This window comes from Denitraticella aggregata, assembly GCF_048158365.1.
GTDB lineage: Bacteria > Pseudomonadota > Gammaproteobacteria > Burkholderiales > Rhodocyclaceae > Azoarcus_F.
This window is the reverse complement of the sequence record NZ_JBLLNL010000001.1, coordinates 276918-297020: the sequence shown is the minus strand read 5'-3', so window position 1 is coordinate 297020 and position 20103 is coordinate 276918. Positions and strand designations below refer to the sequence as shown.

Genomic DNA, 20103 nt, shown 5'->3' with positions numbered 1-20103 from the left:
CCAACCGCCGACGCCGGCCAGCCGTTGTATCGGCATCGGAACGGCGTGTGCGATCCACGACGCACCGTTCCGCCGATCAATGTTCAGCACGGAGGTTCGACATGAAATCCCTGGCCATCAGTCTGTGCATGGCGCTGTTCGCCGGCTCTTTGCTCGTCACCGCACAACCGGTCGAGGCGCGTCAAGACCGTTTCGAATCGCGCAGCGTCCATCGGGACTTCCGCTCACCGTCGGGCCGCGCGTGGGGGCATCAGAAACAGCAGAAGCATCAGAGGCATTACCAGCAGCGCCCGTCCCGGCACACCGTCGTTCGAGAGATTCACCATTACCACCATGCGCCGCCGCGACATGCGTCGCCCCGCTTCGGGTCAGCGCGTCATGCGCCCCCGGTGGTGCATCACCGGTATCGGAGTCCGGGAATCGTGATCAGCTTTCCGCCGGTCGTGATTCCGATTCGCTGAGCACGGTCCGGCAGTTGCGTGCATGGTCGATCGCGTCGCGCATGAAGACGCGGAAGTCCGCTTCCAGCGCCGCATAATGGAGTCCGAGTTCGACCCCGGCGCCCTTTAGCGCGGCCGGTTGCCGCAAGCGCAAGGCCATGCGGTCGAGCGCGAGTTCGATCGTCCGTGCCGATCGGTATGAGACCAGCCAGTCGCCCTCGCGCATGCGCGGCAGCTGGTGCGCCAGTCGATGCGGCAGCAGGTGATCGTGCTCGGCCATCAGCGCGTACATGCGCGCCGAGAACGCCTCGAGAGGGTCGTCGTGAAAGTCCGCCCAGTGCCGCGCCAGAAAGTGGTCGTAGAACATGTCGACCATGATCCCGGACACACGCCGGCGCGTCGGAGACACGCGTGCACGGCTGCGCCGGAACGCCGGATGCGTGTCGGCAAAGACGTCGATCAGCCGATGCAGACGCACGCCGGCCGCGACATCCGGCGGCAGACCGGCGGGCAGCGGCCCCTTCACGAAGTCGCCGATCAGGCCGCCGAGTTGATCCGCGGGATCGTCGCCGGCGAGCAACGCGTGCGCGAGAAAGTTCATGCGCCGTCGAGCCTGCGCACTTCGGCATGGCGGAAGCAGTCCCGCGTATGGTCGTTCACCATGCCGGTCGCCTGCATGAACGCATAGCAGATGGTGCTGCCGACGAACTTGAAACCGCGCGCGCGCAAGGCCCGGCTCATCGCGTCCGACTCGGGAGTGGTCACCGGCACGTCGGCCAGAGCAGACCAGAGGTTCTGACGGGGTGCCCCGTCGACGAAGGCCCACAACCATTCGACCGGGTCCTGCCCTTCGTGCTGCAGCGCGAGCCATGCGCGCGCATTGATGATCGCCGCATCGATCTTGGCCCGGTTGCGGATGATGCCCGCGTCGGCCAGCAGCGCCGCCTTCTTCGCGTCGTCCCACGCGGCGATCCGCGCGGGGTCGAACCCGTCGAACACCACTCGGTAGTGCGCGCGCTTCTTCAGCACCGTCAGCCACGACAGTCCCGCCTGTGCGCCCTCGAGCACCAGGAACTCGAACAGCAGCCGCGGATCGTGCACCGGCACGCCCCACTCGCGGTCGTGGTAGTCGAGGTAGAGCGGGTCGGTCCCGACCCAGCCACATCGTGTCCTCATCGCGCTGCACACCTCCTCGGTTCCGGTGAACGACTGTCTCGAGCATCGTGGGCGGGGACCCGATACCGCCCATGCCGGGCCGGCCACGCGTCGCCCATCATGACGATCGCAAGCCCTTTTCCGGCCAATATACGGGAAAACCCACGCTTGAGTTTTCCCGGTCACGCCCATTAAATGTAGAACATACGTCGCGCAACGCGGTGCTCGACCTCTAACCCGCCGCGGCCCGCCTGGCCGCGCGCCCTTCACGGAGCCGAACACATGAAGATGTCGAAACGGGCCATCGCACTGGCCATTGCTTCTTCCACGCTGTTGGCCGGCATCGCAGGCGCGGAAACCCTGCGCTGGTCGAGCGCAGGCGACTCGCTGACGATGGACCCCCATGCGCAGAACGAGGGGCCGACCCATGTTCTGAGCCATCAGGTCTATGACTCGCTGGTGTTCCGCGACCAGGACATGAAGCTACAGCCGCGCCTGGCGCTATCGTGGCGGATCACCGACGAGGATCCGTCGGTTTGGGAGTTCAAGCTGCGCGAAGGGGTCGAGTACCACAACGGCAACCCCTTCACCGCCGACGACGTGGTGTTCTCGATCATGCGGGCCAAGCACGAAAATGCCGACATGAAAGGCCTGCTGACGACCGTGGTGGACGTCACCAAGGTGGACGACTACACGGTCCGGATGCGCACCGACGGCCCCAACCCGCTGCTGCCGAACAACCTCACCAACCTGTTCATGATGGATCGGGAATGGTCCGAGGCCAACAACGTGACCGTGCCGCAGAACTTCAAGGCGGGCGAGGAAACCTTCGCCGTGCGCAACGCCAACGGCACCGGCCCCTTCAAACTGGTCAACCGCGAACCGGACGTGCGTACCGAACTGGTGCGCAACGATGACTACTGGGGCCGCGACCAGTTTCCGATGGAGGTGACCCGCATCATCCATACCCCGATCCGCTCCGCCGCGACCCGCGCGGCGGCGCTGCTGTCGGGCGAGATCGACTTCCTGCTCGATCCGCCGGTGCAGGATCTGGAGCGCCTGAACAAGGCCCCCGGCCTGGTGGTGCGGTCGGCCCCCGAGAACCGCACCATCTTCCTGGGCATGCAGATGGCGCTGCCGGAACTGCGCACCTCGGACGTGAAGGGCAAGAACCCGTTCGCCGACGAGCGGGTGCGCGAGGCGCTGAACATCGCGATCAATCGCGAAGCGATCCAGCGCGTCGTGATGCGCAGCCAGTCGGTGCCGGCCGGCATCGTGATGGCGCCGTTCGTCGACGGCTACAGTGCCGCGATCGACGTCGTGCCCGCGGTGGACATCGAGCGCGCCAAGGCCTTGCTCGCCGAGGCCGGTTACCCGAACGGCTTCACGGTGGGGCTGGCCTGCCCGAACGACCGCTATATCAACGACGAAGCGATCTGCCAGGCTGTGACCGGCATGTTCGGCCAGATCGGCGTGCGTGCCCGACTCGACGCGCGCTCGCGCAGCATCCATTTCGCCGAGTTGCAGCGCGGCGAGCTGGACTTCTACATGCTCGGCTGGGGCGTGCCGACGATGGATTCGCACTACGTGTTCCATTACTTGTTCGAGACGCGCTCGGACAAGGGCGGTTCCTGGAACCATACCGGTTACTCCAACCCGGAAGCCGACGCGCTGATCGACGCGATGACACGCGAGATCGACCCGGGCAAGCGCGACGCGATGGTCGCGCAGGTGTGGAGCATGGTGCAGGACGACATCGTGTATCTGCCTATCCACCATCAGATGCTGAACTGGGCGATGAAGGACAACATCGACTTCCCGGTACAGTCCGAGAACTACCCCTACTTCAAGCTGCTGAAGTACAACAAGTAAGCGCCTGAGGACCCGAGGCGGGGCGATACACCGGTATCGCCCCGCGTGCTCGCCCGTACCGAACATTCATGCTCGCATTCATCATCCGCCGCCTGCTGCAGTCCGTGCTGGTCATGCTGACGGTCGCGCTGGTTTCCTTCGGCCTGTTTCGCTATATCGGCGACCCGATCCAGAACATGGTCGGCCAGGAAGCGACCACTGCCGAACGCGAGCAGCTGCGCGATGCGCTCGGTCTGAACGACCCGGCGCCGCTGCAGTTCGCGCGCTTCGTCGGCAATGCGCTGCGCGGCGAGTTCGGTATCTCCTACCGCATGGCGCGTCCGGTGACCGACGTGATCATGGAGCGTCTGCCGGCGACGCTGGAGCTCGCGATCATCTCGGGCGTCGGGGCGCTGGTGTTCGGCATCGCGCTCGGCGTCTATACCGCCTTGCGGCGCGACGGCTGGCTGAGCCACACGATCATGTCGCTGTCGCTGATCGGTGTGTCGCTGCCGACCTTCCTGATCGGCATCCTGCTGATCTATCTGTTCGCGGTGGAACTGCAGGTGTTGCCGGCCTTCGGTCGTGGCGAGACGGTGCGCCTGGGGTGGTGGACCACCGGGCTGCTGACCGAGTCCGGGCTGAAGTCGCTGATCATGCCGGCGATCACGCTCGGACTCTACCAGCTGACGCTGATCATGCGCCTGGTGCGCGCCGAGATGCTCGAGGTGCTGCGCACCGACTACATCAAGTTCGCGCGCGCGCGCGGCCTCAGCGACCGTGCGGTACACTTCGGGCATGCGCTGAAGAACACGCTGCTGCCGGTGATCACGATCGCCGGCCTGCAGATCGGCTCGATCATCGCGTTCGCGATCATTACCGAAACGGTGTTCCAGTGGCCCGGCGTCGGCCTGTTGTTCATCACCGCCGTGCAGTTCGTCGACATCCCGGTGATGGCCGCGTACCTGGTCCTGATCGCGCTGATCTTCGTCGTCATCAACCTGATCGTCGATCTGCTCTACTTCGCGGTCGACCCGCGGCTGCGCGTGCAGCGCAGTGGACGCGGACACTGAACGAAGGGGCCACGACCGACATGAACCACATCGCCGCCCGGTCCGATTCGCTGCTCGCGCGCATGCTCGACAGCGACATCTTTCACAGCTTCATTGGTTCGCCGGTCACGGTGATCTCGGCGCTGATCACGGTGGTCTTCATCAGCGCCGCGCTGCTCGCGCCGGTGATCTCGCCGCACAATCCGTTCGATCCGGCCACGCTGAACCTGATGGAGGGCTTCACGCCGCCGATGCAGCCCAACGAATTCACCGGCAGCGTCTATTGGCTGGGCACCGACGCACAGGGTCGCGACATCTTCTCGGCGATCCTGTACGGCTCGCGCGTGTCGCTGCTGGTCGGTTTCGCCGCGGTCGGCTTCGCGGCGGTGCTGGGCATCACGCTGGGGCTGATGTCCGGCTACCTCGGCGGCTGGGTGGACGCGCTGATCATGCGGGTGGCCGACGTGCAGCTGTCGTTTCCGGCGATCCTGATCGCGCTGCTGATCTTCGGCGTGTTCAAGGGTGTCGTGCCGCCAGCGATGCAGGACCGGATCGCGATCTACGTGCTGATCGTCGCGATCGGCCTGTCCGACTGGGTGCAGTACGCGCGCACGGTGCGCAGTTCGACGATGGCCGAGAAGAACAAGGAATACGTGCAGGCGGCACGCGTGATCGGGGTGCCGGCGCCGCTGATCCTGCTGCGCCACATCCTGCCCAACGTGATGGGGCCGGTGCTGGTGATCGCGACCATCGGTCTCGCGCTGGCGATCATTCTGGAGTCGACATTGTCCTTTCTGGGCGTCGGTGTACCACCGACCCAGCCCAGCCTGGGCACGCTGATCCGCGTCGGTCAGGACTTCCTGTTCTCCGGCGAATGGTGGATCGTGTTCTTTCCGGGCGCGACGCTGCTGATCCTGGCGCTGTCGGTGAATCTGCTCGGCGACTGGCTGCGCGACGCGCTGAACCCGAGGTTGCGCTGATGCCCTCCACGATCGACACGTCGACGAACGCCGACAGAGCCGCCGTGGCGATCACGCAGTCCGCTGCTCCAACCCCGTTGCTGTCGGTGCGCAATCTGCGGATCGAGTTTCCGCACCGCCGCGGCACGTTGGTGGCGATCGACGACGTGTCCTTCGACATCGCGAGGGGTGAGGTGCTCGGCGTGGTCGGCGAATCGGGCGCCGGAAAATCGCTGACCGGCGCGGCGATCATCGGACTGCTCGAACCCCCGGGGCGCATCGCCGCGGGCGAGATCCTGCTGCATGGCGCGCCGATCCACGCGCTGCCCGCAGCCAGCATGCGCAGGATCCGAGGGCGCAGGATCGCGATGATCTTCCAGGATCCGCTGACCAGTCTGAATCCCCTCTATACAGTGGGTCGCCAGATCGTCGAGACCATCCTGACCCACCGCGACATCGGCGAGAAGGCGGCGCGCAAGCGTGCGATCGAACTGCTGGACGAAGTCGGCATCCCGGCGCCGGCTCAGCGCATCGACCATTACCCGCACCAGTTCTCGGGCGGGATGCGGCAACGGGTCGTGATCGCACTGGCGTTGTGCGCCGAACCGGAACTGATCATCGCGGACGAGCCGACCACCGCCCTCGATGTGTCGGTGCAGGCCCAGATCATCGCACTGCTGAAGAGGCTGTGCCGCGAGCATCACACCGCGGTCATGCTGGTCACGCACGACATGGGCGTCATCGCCGAGACCGCCGACCGGGTCGCGGTGATGTATGCCGGCCGGCTCGCCGAGATCGGCCCGGTCCGGGCGGTGGTGCAGCAGCCGCAGCATCCCTACACGCGCGGGCTGATGGGATCCATCCCGGTGCTCGGCGCCGATGTCGAGCGACTGGTGCAGATCGACGGCGCGATGCCGCGCCTGACCGAGATTCCGCCCGGCTGCGCGTTCAATCCGCGCTGTCCGCAGGTCTTCGCGCGCTGCCGCAGCGAACGGCCCGACCTGCTGCCGGCCCACCAGACGCGTGCGGCGTGCTGGCTGTACGCCTGGGGCGATGGCGCCGGATCCACGGCCGACCCGGAGATCCGTCGATGACCGATGCGCTGCATGCCCCGGCGACGCCCTCGATTCCGCTGCTTCGGGTCGAGGATCTGCGATGTCTGTTCGACGTGTCCAGGCCCTTTCTGAACCGGCTCATCGAGCGCGAGCCACGTCGCTGGCTGAAGGCGGTGGACGGCGTGAGCTTCACGATCGACCGCGGCGAGACCTTCGCGTTGGTCGGCGAGTCGGGCTGCGGTAAATCCACTGTCGCTCGGCTGATCGTCGGCCTGTACGAAACCACCGACGGGCGGATCGTGTTCGACGGCACCGATGTCGCATTGATCACGGCGGGCAGCGAGCGGCAGAAGCTGCGGCGCCGCTTCCAGATGATCTTCCAGGATCCGTTCGCGAGCCTGAATCCGCGCTGGCGGGTGGACCGCATCATCGCCGAACCGATCCGCGTATTCGGGCTGATGAAGGATGAGCACGCGGTCCATGCCCGGGTGGCCGAACTGCTGACCCAGGTCGGCCTGTCGCCGGCGGACGGTCGCAGGTTCCCGCACGAGTTCTCCGGCGGACAGCGCCAGCGGATCTGCATCGCGCGGGCGCTGGCGAACAACCCGGAGTTCCTGGTCTGCGACGAGCCGACCTCCGCATTGGACGTGTCGGTGCAGGCACAGATCCTGAACCTGATGCGGGACCTGCAGGACGAACTCGGCCTGACCTACCTGTTCATCAGCCATGATCTCGCGGTGGTGCGCCACATGGCCGACCGGGTCGGCGTGATGTACCTCGGACGCCTGGTCGAGGTCGCCGGCAGCCGTACATTGTTCGGGAATGCGCAGCACCCCTACACCCGCATGCTGCTCGCGACGATCCCGGACATCACGATGAGCCACACGCGCAAGGAAACCGTACGCGGCGAGGTCCCCAACCCGATCACTCCGCCGCCCGGCTGTACCTTTCATCCACGCTGCCCGCTGGCCAACGAGCGCTGCCGGCGCGAATCGCCCGCACTGGTGCCGATCGCACCCGGCCACCTCGCAGCCTGTCATGCTATCGAGGAGAACCGCATGGAGCCCGAAACCCGATGAGTCTCTACACCCAACTGCTCGCACGCGCAGCCGACCGCAAGCCGATCCGGATCGGCCTGATCGGGGCCGGCAAGTTCGGCGCGATGTATCTGTCACAGGTGCCGCGCACCCCCGGCGTGCACCTGGTCGGCATCGCCGACCTGTCACCGGACAACGCGCGAACCAACCTGGCGCGGGTCGGCTGGAATGCCGAACGCAGTGCGGCGACGTCGCTGGACGATGCGCTCCGCACGGGCACCACCCATGTCGGCGACGACTGGAAGGCGCTGGTGCGCCACCCGGCAATCGACATCGTGGTCGAATGCACTGGTCACCCGATCGCGGCGGTCGAGCACTGCCTGGCCTCGTTCGCCCAGGGCAAGCACGTCGTCAACGTCACGGTCGAGGCAGACGCGTTCTGCGGGCCGCTGCTCGCCCGCCGGGCCGAGGAAGCCGGGGTCGTGTATTCGCTGGCGTTCGGCGACCAGCCCGCGATGATCTGCGACCTGGTCGACTGGGCGCGCACCTGCGGCTTTCCGGTGGTCGCGGCCGGGCGCGGGCACAAATGGCTGCCGCACTTCTGCGAATCGACGCCCGAAACCGTGTGGGGCTACTACGGCCTGACCCCCGAGCAGGCGGCGCGCGGCGGCCTGAACCCGAAGATGTTCAACAGCTTCCTCGACGGCTCCAAACCCGCGATCGAATCGACCGCGGTCGCGAACGCGACCGGTCTCTTCGTCCCGTCGAACGGCCTGCAGTACCCGCCGGCCAGCATCGCCGACATCCCGTTCGTGACCCGTCCGATCGCCGAAGGCGGACAGCTCGAGCGCAAGGGCATGGTCGAGGTGGTGTCGTCACTGGAAAAGGACGGCCGCGCCATCCCCTACGACATTCGCATGGGCGTGTGGGTCACCGTCGAAGGCGAATCCGAGTACATCCGTAACTGCTTCGAGGAGTACAACGCGCACACCGACCCGAGCGGCCGCTACTTCACGCTGTACAAGCGCTGGCACCTGATCGGCCTCGAAGTCGGCCTGTCGGTCGCGAGTGTCGCGCTGCGGCGCGAGGCGACCGGCGTGGCTCAGTGCTGGCAGGCGGACGTGGTCGCGACCGCGAAGCGGGATCTGGCGGTCGGCGAGCGGCTGGACGGAGAAGGTGGCTACACCGTCTGGGGCAAACTGCTGCCGGCGCAGAAGTCGGTCGCGATCGGCGGCCTGCCGCTCGGTCTCGCCCACGATGTGAAGCTCGTCCGGCCGGTCGCAAGAGGACAGTGCGTGAGCTGGGACGACGTCGCGATCGACACCGGCACCGACGCCTATAGAATCCGTCGCGAGATGGAACAGACCTTCGGCCACTGAGCCGATGACCCTCGAGACCATGCGCGACGGGCTCGCGCCACAAGCCGGCGATGCATCCGAGGCCCGCCGCAGGGGCATCGGCATCGCATCGATCGGCGTGCTGGTGCTGAGCTTCGACGCGCTGCTGATCCGTCTCGCCAACGCATCGGAATGGAACGTGGTGTTCTGGCGCGGCTGGCTGATGATGCTGTCGATAGGCGTGGCGATTCTGGTCACGCGGCAACGCATCCGCCTGCCTGCAACCCGGCTCGCGCTGGCCGGTGCCGCCGCGATCTGCATGCTGTACGGCCTGAATTCCGCGCTGTTCGTCTATTCCATCAGCCATACCAGCACCGCCAACACGGTCGTCATTCTGGCCAGCGCCCCGCTGTTCGCGGCGCTGTTCTCGTGGCTCTTCCTGCGCGAACGCATCTCGACCCGCACGCTGTTCGCGATCGTGATGGCGATCACCGGCGTGTGCGTGATCTTCGTCGGGTCGCTGGATGCGCCGCGCTGGCGCGGTGACCTCGCGGCGGTGACGATCGCAGTGACGATGGGCGCATCGCTGACGCTGCTGCGCCGTTTTCCCGACATGCCGCGTCTGCCGCTGATCGCGCTTTCCGGCGCGGTGGCAGGCATGATCGCGATTCCGTTCGCCGAACCGCTGTCGCTGGCCGCGGCGAGCTACGGCTGGCTCGCGCTGATGGGTCTGGTCCAGATCCCGCTCGCGACGCTGATGATCATGATCGCGCCCCGCTACCTGCCCTCGGCCGAGGTCGGCCTGTTCCTGCTGATCGAAACCGTGCTCGGACCTTTCTGGGTGTGGCTGGTGATCAGTGAGCAGGTACCCGACGACACGCTGCTCGGTGGCATCATCATCCTCGCCGCGATCGCGATGAACTCGTGGCTGGCGTTGCGCGAGATGCGTAGGCAGAAGAACGGCACACGGCCGGTCAGATCCCCCGTCGATTGACCGATGCGATCTGGCGGACAGTCCGAACGACTCATCGCTTGAGGTCCGGCCCTTCTGCCCAATCGCGGATCAAGCCGGCCAGCGCCGGCAGCCCCTCGCGTATCGCGACCGGCCCCGGCGACAGGATGATCGCCGACTTGATCTCATGCACCTGCCCACGCGCCACCGCCGGCACCGCCTCCCAGCCGGGTCGTGCGGCGACCTTCTCCGGACGGAAGCGCTTGCCGCACCAGGAACCGATGATGATGTCCGGGGCGCGACGGACGGCCTCGAGTGGATCGGCGAGAATGCGGTCGCCCGCGGATGGTCGGGTCGCGAGTTCCGGGAAGACGTCCTGACCGCCAGCGATCTCGATCAGTTCGGACACCCAGCGGATGCCGGAAATCGGTGGTTCGTCCCATTCCTCGAAGTACACCTTCGGTCGGCGGGTCAGCTTCGCCGCCGCCATGCGGACATTCGCGATGACACCTTCGAGTTCGGCGCACAGCGCCTCGGCACGATCGATCGCGCCGACCAGCCGGCCGAGGGTCGAGATCATCCCCAGGATGCCGTCGACGCTGCGCTGATTGAAGACGTGGATCGCCACGCCGGCCTTGATCAGATCCCGCGCGATGTCGGCCTGCAGGTCGGAAAAGCACAACACCAGATCCGGCTCGACCGCGAGAATGCGCGCGAGATCGCCGCTGCTGAATGCGAACACCTTCGGCTTGTCCTTGCGGGCCTGCGGCGGAAAGACGGTGTAGCCCGAGATGCCGACGATCCGATCCTGCTCGCCGAGCGCATACAGCACTTCCACCGTCTCGGTGCTCAAGCACACGATGCGCCGCGGAGTGCCGCGCATCATGCCGCGGACGACCATGACCCGAACAAGCGGCGCAATGCGTCGGCCAGCAGCGGCGCCACGCCGATCGCATTGCTCGTATGCACGATGCAGTCGGAGCTCCAGACCTCGCCGACGCCGGCCGCGCGCAGACGCTCGAACGCTCCCCCGGCGAACAACGCGTGCGTGACCGCCAGGTCCACCGAACATGCGCCGGCGGCGAGCAATCTGCGGGCCGCGACCGCAACCGTGTTGCCGGTGCTGACCATGTCGTCGAGCAGCACGACCGCGCGGTCTCGCACATCGATGTCCGGCAGTGCGATGTCGACGTCGTGGTCTCCGCGACGCAGCTTGGCGCACACCGCATGATCGAAACCGTGGGCGTCGGCAGCGGTCGCGACCCATTGCGCCGACTCGGCATCCGGACCGATCAACAGCGGCCGCTCACGGCGTGCGGCGATCAGGTCGGCCAGCAATCCGGCCGCCGACAGCGCCACCGCATGGCGCACCGGAACCGCCTCGGCCAGTGTCGCGACCCGGTGCAGGTGCGGGTCGACGGTGATCACGCCGTCGAAGAGATCCGACAGAAAGCGTCCGACGATGCGCTGGCTGACCGCCTCGCCCGGCTCGAAAGCGATGTCCTGGCGCATGTAGGCCAGATAGGGGGCCACCAGAACCACTCGCTGCGCCCCCAGATCGCGCACGGTACGTGCCGCCAACAGGATCTCGACCAGCTTCTCGTTCGGCGTCACCAGACTGCGAAGCAGCACCACCGTTTCCGGCAGCACTGCCGGCAGGCGCAGGCGCAATTCGCCGTCCGGGAAACGGTGACGCACGATGCCGGCCGCGGGCAGGGCTGCCGCCTTCGCCAGCCTGTCGGCGAAGGGCCGTTCGTCGTCGAAATGCAGCAGCGTCGCGGTGTCGGGCATCAGAATTCCACGAAAAGGTGCAGCAACTCGTCTGCCGTACCGATGGTGTAGCCGGACAGTTTTTCGGCCGCCTGACGCGCGAATTCGAGATCGGCGGGATATTCGGCGAAAACGCGGTACAGCGGCTCACCGGCGCGCACCTCGTCGCCGAGCTTGCGGAACAGCTCGACGCCGGCCGCCTTCACCTTGGGTGCGCCGGCCAGCCGCGCGACACAGGCGATCTGCAGATTGTGGATCGCGGTCACGACGCCGCCGGCCTGCGCCGGGATGTCGAAGCTGAGCGGCCCGAACTGTGTCGCATTGTGGTCGAAGCCATGACTGCCCTGGGCGCGGATGATCGCGTCCATCTTGGCCAGCGCCCGGCCGGAATCCAGGATGTCGCGTGCGATCGCGAAACCGTCGCCGCCGCGCACGTCCGGGTCGAACTCCAGCATCCGCCCCGCCAGCCGGAGCGCCTTCTGGCGCAGGTCGTCCGGCGCCCGCGGATCGTTCTCCAGCACCCGCATCACGTCGCGCGCCTCGAGCATCGGCCCGATGCCGTCGCCGATCGGCTGACGACCGTCGGTGATGACCGCGTCCAGCGCCATGCCCATCCGGCCGGCGACGTACTCGAACAGCTTGCGCAGGCGCTGCGCCTCGGGCATCGAACGCACCTTCGCGGTCGGGCCGACCGGGATGTCGAGGACCATGTGCGTGGATCCGGCCGAGATCTTCTTCGACAGGATGGACGCGACCATCTGACCGGGCGAATCGATCGACAGCGGCCGCTCGACCGAGATCAGCACATCGTCGGCCGGGGACAGACGGGCCGTACCGCCCCAAGCAAGACAGCCGCGGTGCTCGCGCACGATCTCCTCGAGCTGGTCGAACGGCAGTTCGACGTTCGCGAGCACCTCCATCGTGTCGGCGGTGCCGGCGGGCGACGTGATCGCGCGCGAAGACGTCTTGGGACACAGCATGCCGTGCGCGGCGACGATGGGCACCACCAGCATCGACGTGCGGTTGCCCGGGATGCCCCCGATGCAGTGCTTGTCGACGACGAGCCGCTCGTGCCAGTCCAGCCGGCGCCCGGACTCGGCCATCGCATCGGTCAGGAAATACACCTCCTCGCGATCCAGTTCCCCCTGATTGGACGCGACCACGAAGGCGGTCAACTCGATCTTGGAATAGCGCAATTCCGCGATGTCGCGCACGATCGCGCGAAAGTCCTCGCGACCGAGGCGCTCACCGGCGATCTTGCGATGCAGGGCCGGAATCGACCCGGGCGGTTCGGCCTGGGAGACCGAGGCCGGGTGTCCGTCCACGACGCTCAGCTGCGCGAACGCGTCCTCGGACAGACCGAGTTCACGACAGCCGACGATAGCTTCGTCGTCGACGACGTTCAGCGTCGCGAGGATGCGGCGCCCGTTAGCCCGGACTTCGACCTTGGACAGGGCCTGAAAACCCTCGGCGCGATAGACGGCGCAATCGCGGTGAAGATAGGCGACGTTCTCGCGATAGGTATCGATCGCGACGCGGCGCAGCGCGAGCGTCGTGGCCTCGTCGACATGAGCGACCGCTCTGTTTGCGGAATCGGGATCGGATATGGTCATCGTTCAAGCCTGCACTGGCGACGCGTGAGTCACGAAAGGAGCGAAACCGGTCAAATGTCCGCGATCAGCCCACATTCTGCCGGCAGTGGGTCTCGTGCGAAAACAGCGACAGCACCATCGACAGCGCGATGAAGGCTGCGATGACCAGGAAGCCGGCCTGGAAGGCCTCGGCCGGGTACAGGCGCACCCCGCCCTCGACCACGCCCTGCCAGTTCAGATCGAGCACCCAGCCGAAGATCGGCTGGAGCAGCATTCCGCCCATCAGCGGCCCCATGTTACACACACCCGACGCGGTACCGGCCAGATGGGGTGGTACCGATTCCTTGTTGAACGCAAAACCGATGATCAGGTTACCGGCGAAGAAGCCTGCCACCAGCAGCACTCCGATCAGCGCCGGCAGCGGCAGATGCACGAGCGCGAGCAGCGTCCAGCATACGAGCCCGACGACGCAGCCGAGCACGTGCAGCGGCTTGCGCCGACCCAAGCGTTCGGACAAGGCCCCGAGGAAGGGACCGCCAAGCGCCCACGCGACCAGGGAGGCGGATGTGATCGCCGCCGCGGTGCTCGCATCGAGGCCATAGACCTGGCGCAGATAGGGCACACCCCACAGGCCGCCAAAGGTCAGAAGCGCACCGGAGACACCGATCGGCGTGATCAGCAGGATCCACACGTTGCGATAGGCGAGCACGTCGGCCAGCCCGCGCAGGATCGATCCCTGTTGGCTGCCGTGCGCACCGTGCGATCGATGGCTGCGATAGCCGTAGTCTTCCGGATCGTTGCGTACCCTGAGCCAGATCACCACCGCCAGCAACGCGGTCACAGCCGCCGACACCAGCATCACCGCACGCCAGCCGAACGCATCGACCAGCAGGCGCAATGGCACACCGCCGAAGACGCCGCCGACGATACCGACGAACAGGGCCATGCCGGAGGCCAGTGCAAAGTGCCTGGGCGCGAACCAGTGCGTCGCGAGTTTCAGCATCGACACGAAAGCCACCGCCACGGACCCGCCGATCAGCAGGCGCCCGAAACTCGCCCAGGCGAGGCTGGCGCTGAAGGCGAAGACCACGGTCCCGACCGCCGCAAGGGCCGCCCCGGTGGCCAGCAGCTTGCGCGCGCCCCAGCGGTCGGCCAGCACGCCGGTCGGCACCTGCATGACGACGTAGGCGTAAAAATAGAACGCCGACAGATTGCCGAGCGCCGCGCCGCTGATCATGAACTCGGCCATCAGGCTGTCGCCGATCACCGCCGGTGCGACCCGCTGATAGAAGCCGATCAGATAGAGCAGCGCACCCAGGCCCCAGACGGTCCAGGCCAGCTTGACGGGCGGGAGCGACGTGCTCGACATGAAGATTCCCGATACGGTGAACGAGGGGCAAAGATACCCTGCCGTATGGCGCGCGCACAAGCAAAGCTTGGTCTCGGACGGGCCGTCCGGATCGCGCGAGGCGGATCGCGGCCGGCTTCGATCCCTGCTGTCGGTCCCGCATCAAGGTGCCGGCCCGATCAGATCTCGCGATTGAACCACACCAGCGACAGCAGACCCGCCAGAACGGCCAGTGCCGTGGCCGCCGCGGCGAAGAGCGCGGTGAGTTCGGTTTCCTGCCGTTCGAGCACGAAGCGCGCACTGAGGTCGTCATAGACCCTGCGCAGGTCCGCCGCGGTGCCGGCATGAAAGTACTCCGCGTCGGTGATGTCGGCGACTGCCCTCAGCGATCCCTCGTCGAAGCGCATGTACATCGACCAGCCCTCGGTCGTGACGGTGGCGCCCTCGGTCGTCCCGAACCCGACCGTGTACACGCGCACACCGCGATCGGCCGCGACGCGGGCCGCCTCGATCGGATGCGGCCCGGTGGTGCTGCGCCCGTCGGTGAGCAGGATGATCGCGGCCGACGGGTAGCTGCCCGGCACCGCGATCGCGCTCGCCTCGCCAGCCCGCCCACCGCCCGACGACGCGCCCTGCCAGTCGCCGAGCAGCATCGTGTCCAGATCCGGGCCCTGAGCGGGAAACAACGTCGCGAGCGACACCAGAATGGCGCTGCCGATTGCGGTATGCCGGTCCAGCAGCAGACGGTCGATCGCCGAGACCACGGCCATCCGATCGATGGTCGGCGCCTGGACCAGCGACGCCGTTCCTGCGAAGGACACGATGCCCACCTGCAGGTCCGACGGCAGATCCTCGACGAAGCCACGCGCAGCCGCCTGCGCGGCGGCCAGGCGGTTCGGCTCGATGTCGGGCGCGCTCATGCTCAGCGACACATCGAGTGCCAGGATCAGCGTGCGTTGATCCGACGGCAAGATCACGATCGAACTGGGGCGGGCCAGCGCGAAAACGGTCGCGGCCAGCGCCAGCAACAGCAGCGCGGGCGGCACATGACACCGCAGACTCTGACCCGGTCCGACCGACCCACGGATCAGCGCGAGACTGGGATAGCGCAGGCGATTGCGCTTGCGCCGCCGCTGCAGCAGCAGGTAGCACGCGACGAGCGCCGGCAGCAGCAGCAAGCCCCACAGCATCGCGGGCCATACAAGACTCATTGGCACATCCCTCGCCCGTTCATCGATACCGCCGTGCGCACCACCGCGATCCGCTTGCGCGCACCGGGCCCTGACAGTGCTGACCCGCTTCGACCGAAATGGTGCCCAGGCTCCGCCGGCGCGCGCGTCGAGCCTGCGGTGCGGATTCGCCGCTCTGCGCTCCCGAGCGCAGCCGGTCGAGCAAATTCCCAGCGCCACGGAATCTCTGCGCTGGGCTATAGTCAGATTAGTTCGTTTTCAGCGACACGACCATGTCCTGCACACCTCATTGGAAGCAGGGTCGCGCGCAACTGTTCGCTGATCAGCTTGAACCGGGTCCAGGCATTGGAACAGGAGGGGCGTGATGAAGCGAATCCCGCTTTACAGTCATTCGGGACCTGCGCGAAGACGGTCGGGCGTCGGCCCGTCCGGCTCGGCCGATTCGATCCGCGGCGCGTCTCGCTCGAGCCGCACGCCTGCATCGAGCCGCACGCTCCCGCCCTCCAGCGCGGCGGCGCCGGACGCGGCGTCAGCATCCCCCGACAAGGTCGTCGAGACCATGCCTCGCACCACCACTTCGCGTCGCGAGCGGTTCGCGCTGGTCGGCGCAGGCGCGCTGATCGCGTCGCTGCTGTTCGTCGCACAGGCCTGGATCTCCGCAGGCACGGGGACGGCCGGGTCGATCGACATCGACGCCGCGATCCAGCGCAAGATCGACGCGCAGGCGATGACCTCGCCCGCGGTGCGCGCGCATCAGGTGATCCAGCCTTCGGTGGTCAGGGTGCGCAGCAAGGTGGCGACTTCAGGGGATGAAACGGATGACGACAGCAACGTCGGCACCGGCGTCGTGATCGTGGACGACGGGACCATCCTGACCAATCTGCATGTGGTCGCAGGTGCGGAGCGAATCACGCTGGTGTTCGCCAACGGCTTCGAATCCGAGGCCGACGTTGTCGGCATGCGCCCGGAACACGATCTGGCGGTGCTGCAGGCACGCGAGATCCCGAACGGTCTGGTCGCCGCCACGATGCGCTCGACCACCGGACTCGCCCTCGGGGAACGCGTGGTCGCAGTCGGCTTTCCGTTCGGGCTCGGTCCGTCGGTCAGTGCCGGCGTCGTGTCCGGGCTGCGGCGCGAATTCGTGTCACCCGAAGGCCAGCGGGTGCTGACCAATCTGATCCAGTTCGACGCGGCTGCCAACCCGGGCAGTTCCGGCGGACCGCTGGTCACCAGCGACGGCGAGGTGGTCGGCATCGTGACCGGCATCCTCAATCCGCGCCAGCACGGCGTTTTCATCGGCATCGGTTTTGCGGTCCCGATCGAGAATGCCGCCGGCGCGGCCGGTCTGTCACCATTCTGAGCGTCCGACGGAGGGCAGCGATGCAAAACCGGGAAACGAGTCGAGGCGATGTCGCAACCTTGATGGAACGCGTCCTGTACGAAGTCAAGAAGGTCGTCGTCGGGCAGGACCACTTTCTGGAGCGGGTGCTGGTCGCGGTGCTCGCGCAGGGGCATCTGCTGGTCGAGGGCGTGCCCGGTCTGGCCAAGACGCTGACGGTGAAGACGCTCGCGCAGACGATCCGCGGCCACTTCCGACGCATCCAGTTCACCCCCGATCTGGTCCCCGCCGACCTGGTCGGCACCCGCATCTACAATCAGCGCACCGGCGAGTTCAGCACGTCGCTCGGACCGGTGTTCACGAACCTGCTGCTGGCCGACGAGATCAACCGCGCTCCGGCCAAGGTGCAGAGTGCGCTGCTCGAAGTAATGCAGGAATATCAGGTGACCATCGCCGGGGAGACGCATCACGTGCCGCGCCCTTTTCTGGTGCTGGCGACGCAGAACCCGATCGAGACCGAGGGCACCTACCCGCTGCCCGAGGCCCAGGTCGACCGTTTCATGATGAAGGTGCTGGTCGGCTACCCGACCGAGGAAGAGGAGTTCACCATCGTCGAGCGCGTAACCGGTCCGCCCACACTCACCTCGCCGATGGCCACCACCGATGAACTGGCCGCACTGCAACGGGAGTGCCGCAATGCGTATGTGGATCCGGCGCTGATCCAGTACGCGGTCAAGCTGGTGGCTGCGACCCGTGATCCGGAACGCTACGGCATCGCCGATCTCGCGCATTACCTGAGCTATGGCGCCAGTCCACGGGCGTCGATTCACCTGATCGAGGGCGCGCGTGCGCTCGCGTTCCTGCGCGGACGCGCCTATGTGCTGCCGGAGGACGTCACGGACCTGGTGTCGGACGTGCTGCGCCACCGGCTGGTCCTGAGCTACGAGGCCCTGTCGGACGGCCTGACGGCCGACGACCTGCTCGACCGCGTCATCGAACGCATCACCCCGCCCGAAAAACCGCTGGAGGCCCATGTCCGGCACGGTACGCGATCCTGAGCGCATGCTGCGTCGCCTCGAGTGGACGGTCATCCACAAGCTCGACGGCCTGCTGCAGGGCGACTATCGCAGCCTGTTCCGCGGTTTCGGCCTCGATCTCGCCGATCTGCGCGAGTATCAGTACCAAGACGACGTGCGCCACATCGACTGGAACGTCACCGCCCGGCAGCACACGCCCTACGTGCGGGAGTTCCACGAGGACAGGGAGATCACTGCGTGGTTCCTGGTCGATCTGAGCCCGTCGGTGGACTTCGGTTCGCAAGCCTCCAAGCGCAGCGTCGGCACCGAATTCGTGACCGTGATGGCGCGGCTGCTGACCCGACAGGGCAATCGTGTCGGCGCGCTGCTGCATGACGGGGCCGAGCGGGACACCATGATCCCGGCCCGCAGCGGCCGCCGCCATGTGCTGCACCTGCTGCATCAGCTCCATGCAAGGCCGGAACGGCCGCGGTCCGCCGAGACCGACCTCGGTCGGCTGCTGCGCGCCGCGATCAGCTTCATGCCCAGGCGATCGCTGGTGTTCGTGATCTCCGACTACATCTCGCAGCCCGGCTGGGCCGGACCGCTGGCGCAGCTTGCCCGACGCCACGACCTGATCGCAGTGCGCCTGACCGACCCGCTCGAGGCAGACCTGCCCGATCTCGGCATCGTCGTGATCGAGGATGCCGAAACCGGCGAGCAGATGCTGGTGGACACGCATGACGCGGGATTCCGACGCCGTTTCCACATGCAGGCCGAGGCGCGCGAAAGTGCGCTGCACGCAGCCTTCCAGAGTGCCGGCGCCGACACGCTGGAACTGTCCACCGACGACGACCTGGTCGACGCCATCCTGCGTTTTGCCGATCTGCGCAACTGGCGCAGCCGGGCCGCCGCCAGCGGTATGCCCGGACATCTGGCGGGGGCCCGAAAATGAGTTTTCTATGGCCCGATCTGCTATGGCTGCTGACCATGGTTCCGCTGCTGGTGCTGACCTACATCCTGCTGTTGCGCCGCAACCGCAAGGTCGCACTGCGCTACGCCAGCCTCGCGATGGTCAAGCGCGCGGTCGGACCCAATAAGGGTCTGCGACGCCATGTTCCGCCCTTGCTGTTTCTGCTGGGCATCACCACGATGCTGGTTGCCGTGGCCCGCCCCAGCGCGATCGTGACGCTGCCGCACCAGGAGCAGTCGGTCATCCTTGCAATCGACGTGTCAGGCAGCATGCGCGCGACCGACGTGGAACCCAACCGACTGATCGCGGCGCAGGAGGCCGCCCGCAGCTTCGTGGCCGAGCAGCCCCGCGACACCCGTATCGGGGTCGTCAGCTTCGCCGCGACCGCCGCGCTGGTGCAGCCGCCCACCCTGTCGCGTGAGGACATCTCAGCCGCGATCGAACACCTTCAACTGCAGTACGGCACCGCAATCGGCAGCGGCCTGGCGGTGTCGCTCGCCACGCTGTTTCCGGAGGCCGGGATCATGATCGCGGCCCCGGGCGGCGAGTCCGCGATCGAGATCCGACATCCCGAGTTCCTCGGCCCGGTGCCGATGGAACCGGGGGCGAACACCGATGCGGCGATCATCCTGCTCACCGACGGACAGAGCACCACCGGACCGGATGCGGTCGAAGTCGCGCGGCTCGCGGCGGATCTGGGCGTGCGCGTGTTCACGGTCGGGGTCGGCACCATCGCCGGCGATGTGATCAATGTCGGGGGCTGGTCCGCGCGGGTCGGACTGGACGAAGACGCGCTGACCGAGATCGCGGGCATGACGCGCGGGGAGTACTTCCATGCGGGTACCGCCGAGGATCTGAAGGCGGTCTATCGCAACCTGAACACCCGCATGGTGCTCAAGACCGAGCAGACCGAGATCACCGCGCTGTTCGCCGCGGCCGGCGCGCTGATCACGCTGTTCGGCGCGATGCTGTCGATGCTGTGGTTCAACCGCGTGTTATGAATCGAACCGGCGGATGATGCGTCGGCGGCCGGCGAC

At 66.9% G+C, this 20103-nt stretch carries 20 protein-coding genes; 12 read left to right on the top strand and 8 right to left on the bottom strand.

Annotated features, from left to right (window positions below; genetic code table 11):
• Positions 1 to 101 precede the first annotated feature (101 nt).
• A complete protein-coding gene (locus tag ACKVEX_RS01385) occupies positions 102 to 461 on the top strand; it encodes a hypothetical protein (RefSeq protein WP_473213885.1) in 360 nt (119 codons plus the stop codon).
• On the opposite strand, the gene ACKVEX_RS01380 is transcribed toward ACKVEX_RS01385, so the two are convergent.
• Together ACKVEX_RS01380 and ACKVEX_RS01375 are read right to left on the bottom strand one after the other, a co-directional pair.
• The gene (locus ACKVEX_RS01380; protein WP_473213884.1) at positions 427 to 1041 is read right to left on the bottom strand and encodes an acyl carrier protein phosphodiesterase; all 615 of its coding nucleotides are present in this window, start codon (positions 1039 to 1041) and stop codon (positions 427 to 429) included. The two genes, ACKVEX_RS01385 and ACKVEX_RS01380, sit on opposite strands and share 35 nt — an antisense overlap.
• Complete coding sequence (locus ACKVEX_RS01375) at positions 1038 to 1616, bottom strand: DNA-3-methyladenine glycosylase I (RefSeq protein ID WP_473213883.1); 579 nt, start codon at positions 1614 to 1616, stop codon at positions 1038 to 1040. Before ACKVEX_RS01375 ends, ACKVEX_RS01380 begins: the two co-directional genes overlap by 4 nt.
• Before the next feature lie 261 nt (positions 1617 to 1877).
• Here ACKVEX_RS01375 and ACKVEX_RS01370 point away from each other — a divergent pair, with 261 nt between their 5' ends.
• The 7 genes from ACKVEX_RS01370 (at position 1878) to ACKVEX_RS01340 (ending at position 9880) form a co-directional block, all read left to right on the top strand.
• Positions 1878 to 3467 (top strand): ABC transporter substrate-binding protein, encoded by a 1590-nt coding sequence (locus ACKVEX_RS01370; protein ID WP_473213882.1) that lies wholly within the window; start codon positions 1878 to 1880, stop codon positions 3465 to 3467.
• 68 nt (positions 3468 to 3535) lie between these two features.
• On the top strand, positions 3536 to 4519 hold the full coding sequence (locus tag ACKVEX_RS01365; protein ID WP_473213881.1) for an ABC transporter permease: 984 nt from the start codon (positions 3536 to 3538) through the stop codon (positions 4517 to 4519).
• Positions 4520 to 4539: 20 nt separating this feature from the next.
• On the top strand, positions 4540 to 5478 hold the full coding sequence (locus ACKVEX_RS01360; protein ID WP_473213880.1) for an ABC transporter permease: 939 nt from the start codon (positions 4540 to 4542) through the stop codon (positions 5476 to 5478).
• The gene (locus ACKVEX_RS01355; RefSeq protein ID WP_473213879.1) at positions 5478 to 6551 is read left to right on the top strand and encodes an ABC transporter ATP-binding protein; all 1074 of its coding nucleotides are present in this window, start codon (positions 5478 to 5480) and stop codon (positions 6549 to 6551) included. The genes ACKVEX_RS01360 and ACKVEX_RS01355 overlap by 1 nt, the downstream gene beginning before the upstream one ends.
• Entirely contained in the window at positions 6548 to 7591 is a 1044-nt protein-coding gene (locus tag ACKVEX_RS01350) for an ABC transporter ATP-binding protein (RefSeq protein ID WP_473213878.1), read from the top strand. The genes ACKVEX_RS01355 and ACKVEX_RS01350 overlap by 4 nt, the downstream gene beginning before the upstream one ends.
• The gene (locus ACKVEX_RS01345; RefSeq protein ID WP_473213877.1) at positions 7588 to 8928 is read left to right on the top strand and encodes an NAD(P)H-dependent oxidoreductase; all 1341 of its coding nucleotides are present in this window, start codon (positions 7588 to 7590) and stop codon (positions 8926 to 8928) included. Before ACKVEX_RS01350 ends, ACKVEX_RS01345 begins: the two co-directional genes overlap by 4 nt.
• A 4-nt stretch (positions 8929 to 8932) precedes the next feature.
• Positions 8933 to 9880: a DMT family transporter gene (locus tag ACKVEX_RS01340; protein WP_473213876.1), complete on the top strand. Its 948-nt coding sequence runs from the start codon at positions 8933 to 8935 to the stop codon at positions 9878 to 9880.
• Positions 9881 to 9911: 31 nt separating this feature from the next.
• Here the strand turns inward: ACKVEX_RS01340 and ACKVEX_RS01335 are convergent, their stop codons facing one another.
• The 6 genes from ACKVEX_RS01335 to ACKVEX_RS01310 form a co-directional block, all read right to left on the bottom strand.
• Positions 9912 to 10721 carry a cobalamin-binding protein gene (locus ACKVEX_RS01335; protein ID WP_473214272.1) on the bottom strand — a complete coding sequence of 270 codons (810 nt, stop codon included), beginning with the start codon at positions 10719 to 10721 and terminating at the stop codon, positions 9912 to 9914.
• Entirely contained in the window at positions 10721 to 11629 is a 909-nt protein-coding gene (locus tag ACKVEX_RS01330; protein WP_473213875.1) for a ribose-phosphate diphosphokinase, read from the bottom strand. The genes ACKVEX_RS01335 and ACKVEX_RS01330 overlap by 1 nt, the downstream gene beginning before the upstream one ends.
• Positions 11629 to 13221, bottom strand: coding sequence for a thymidine phosphorylase family protein (locus ACKVEX_RS01325; RefSeq protein ID WP_473213874.1), 1593 nt, complete (start codon positions 13219 to 13221; stop codon positions 11629 to 11631). Before ACKVEX_RS01325 ends, ACKVEX_RS01330 begins: the two co-directional genes overlap by 1 nt.
• A gap of 64 nt (positions 13222 to 13285) precedes the next feature.
• The gene (locus tag ACKVEX_RS01320; RefSeq protein WP_473213873.1) at positions 13286 to 14569 is read right to left on the bottom strand and encodes an MFS transporter; all 1284 of its coding nucleotides are present in this window, start codon (positions 14567 to 14569) and stop codon (positions 13286 to 13288) included.
• A 158-nt stretch (positions 14570 to 14727) separates the two neighbouring features.
• Positions 14728 to 15759, bottom strand: a complete 1032-nt coding sequence (locus tag ACKVEX_RS01315; RefSeq protein ID WP_473213872.1) for a VWA domain-containing protein — start codon at positions 15757 to 15759, stop codon at positions 14728 to 14730.
• Between the two features lie 366 nt (positions 15760 to 16125).
• Positions 16126 to 16299, bottom strand: a complete 174-nt coding sequence (locus ACKVEX_RS01310) for a hypothetical protein (protein WP_473213871.1) — start codon at positions 16297 to 16299, stop codon at positions 16126 to 16128.
• Between ACKVEX_RS01310 and ACKVEX_RS01305 the strand changes: the two genes are divergently transcribed.
• From ACKVEX_RS01305 to ACKVEX_RS01290, 4 genes are all read left to right on the top strand, one after another.
• Positions 16298 to 17098 carry a S1C family serine protease gene (locus tag ACKVEX_RS01305; RefSeq protein WP_473213870.1) on the top strand — a complete coding sequence of 267 codons (801 nt, stop codon included), beginning with the start codon at positions 16298 to 16300 and terminating at the stop codon, positions 17096 to 17098. The two genes, ACKVEX_RS01310 and ACKVEX_RS01305, sit on opposite strands and share 2 nt — an antisense overlap.
• A 62-nt stretch (positions 17099 to 17160) precedes the next feature.
• Positions 17161 to 18135 carry an AAA family ATPase gene (locus ACKVEX_RS01300; protein ID WP_473213869.1) on the top strand — a complete coding sequence of 325 codons (975 nt, stop codon included), beginning with the start codon at positions 17161 to 17163 and terminating at the stop codon, positions 18133 to 18135.
• The gene (locus tag ACKVEX_RS01295) at positions 18110 to 19048 is read left to right on the top strand and encodes a DUF58 domain-containing protein (RefSeq protein ID WP_473213868.1); all 939 of its coding nucleotides are present in this window, start codon (positions 18110 to 18112) and stop codon (positions 19046 to 19048) included. Before ACKVEX_RS01300 ends, ACKVEX_RS01295 begins: the two co-directional genes overlap by 26 nt.
• Entirely contained in the window at positions 19045 to 20067 is a 1023-nt protein-coding gene (locus tag ACKVEX_RS01290; RefSeq protein ID WP_473213867.1) for a VWA domain-containing protein, read from the top strand. The genes ACKVEX_RS01295 and ACKVEX_RS01290 overlap by 4 nt, the downstream gene beginning before the upstream one ends.
• Positions 20068 to 20103 lie beyond the last annotated feature (36 nt).

What these genes read in the sequence shown, in the direction of transcription:
- ACKVEX_RS01305 (WP_473213870.1), top strand. Translation starts at nt 16,298, where the DNA reads ATGCCTCGCACCACCACTTCGCGTCGCGAGCGGTTCGCGCTGGTCGGC.
- ACKVEX_RS01295 (WP_473213868.1), top strand. Translation starts at nt 18,110, where the DNA reads ATGTCCGGCACGGTACGCGATCCTGAGCGCATGCTGCGTCGCCTCGAG.
- ACKVEX_RS01320 (WP_473213873.1), bottom strand. Translation starts at nt 14,569, where the DNA reads ATGTCGAGCACGTCGCTCCCGCCCGTCAAGCTGGCCTGGACCGTCTGG.
- ACKVEX_RS01345 (WP_473213877.1), top strand. Translation starts at nt 7,588, where the DNA reads ATGAGTCTCTACACCCAACTGCTCGCACGCGCAGCCGACCGCAAGCCG.
- ACKVEX_RS01370 (WP_473213882.1), top strand. Translation starts at nt 1,878, where the DNA reads ATGAAGATGTCGAAACGGGCCATCGCACTGGCCATTGCTTCTTCCACG.
- ACKVEX_RS01375 (WP_473213883.1), bottom strand. Translation starts at nt 1,616, where the DNA reads ATGAGGACACGATGTGGCTGGGTCGGGACCGACCCGCTCTACCTCGAC.
- ACKVEX_RS01330 (WP_473213875.1), bottom strand. Translation starts at nt 11,629, where the DNA reads ATGCCCGACACCGCGACGCTGCTGCATTTCGACGACGAACGGCCCTTC.
- ACKVEX_RS01315 (WP_473213872.1), bottom strand. Translation starts at nt 15,759, where the DNA reads ATGAGTCTTGTATGGCCCGCGATGCTGTGGGGCTTGCTGCTGCTGCCG.
- ACKVEX_RS01335 (WP_473214272.1), bottom strand. Translation starts at nt 10,721, where the DNA reads ATGCGCGGCACTCCGCGGCGCATCGTGTGCTTGAGCACCGAGACGGTG.
- ACKVEX_RS01360 (WP_473213880.1), top strand. Translation starts at nt 4,540, where the DNA reads ATGAACCACATCGCCGCCCGGTCCGATTCGCTGCTCGCGCGCATGCTC.
- ACKVEX_RS01310 (WP_473213871.1), bottom strand. Translation starts at nt 16,299, where the DNA reads ATGGTCTCGACGACCTTGTCGGGGGATGCTGACGCCGCGTCCGGCGCC.
- ACKVEX_RS01355 (WP_473213879.1), top strand. Translation starts at nt 5,478, where the DNA reads ATGCCCTCCACGATCGACACGTCGACGAACGCCGACAGAGCCGCCGTG.
- ACKVEX_RS01290 (WP_473213867.1), top strand. Translation starts at nt 19,045, where the DNA reads ATGAGTTTTCTATGGCCCGATCTGCTATGGCTGCTGACCATGGTTCCG.
- ACKVEX_RS01365 (WP_473213881.1), top strand. Translation starts at nt 3,536, where the DNA reads ATGCTCGCATTCATCATCCGCCGCCTGCTGCAGTCCGTGCTGGTCATG.
- ACKVEX_RS01385 (WP_473213885.1), top strand. Translation starts at nt 102, where the DNA reads ATGAAATCCCTGGCCATCAGTCTGTGCATGGCGCTGTTCGCCGGCTCT.
- ACKVEX_RS01325 (WP_473213874.1), bottom strand. Translation starts at nt 13,221, where the DNA reads ATGACCATATCCGATCCCGATTCCGCAAACAGAGCGGTCGCTCATGTC.
- ACKVEX_RS01380 (WP_473213884.1), bottom strand. Translation starts at nt 1,041, where the DNA reads ATGAACTTTCTCGCGCACGCGTTGCTCGCCGGCGACGATCCCGCGGAT.
- ACKVEX_RS01340 (WP_473213876.1), top strand. Translation starts at nt 8,933, where the DNA reads ATGACCCTCGAGACCATGCGCGACGGGCTCGCGCCACAAGCCGGCGAT.
- ACKVEX_RS01350 (WP_473213878.1), top strand. Translation starts at nt 6,548, where the DNA reads ATGACCGATGCGCTGCATGCCCCGGCGACGCCCTCGATTCCGCTGCTT.
- ACKVEX_RS01300 (WP_473213869.1), top strand. Translation starts at nt 17,161, where the DNA reads ATGGAACGCGTCCTGTACGAAGTCAAGAAGGTCGTCGTCGGGCAGGAC.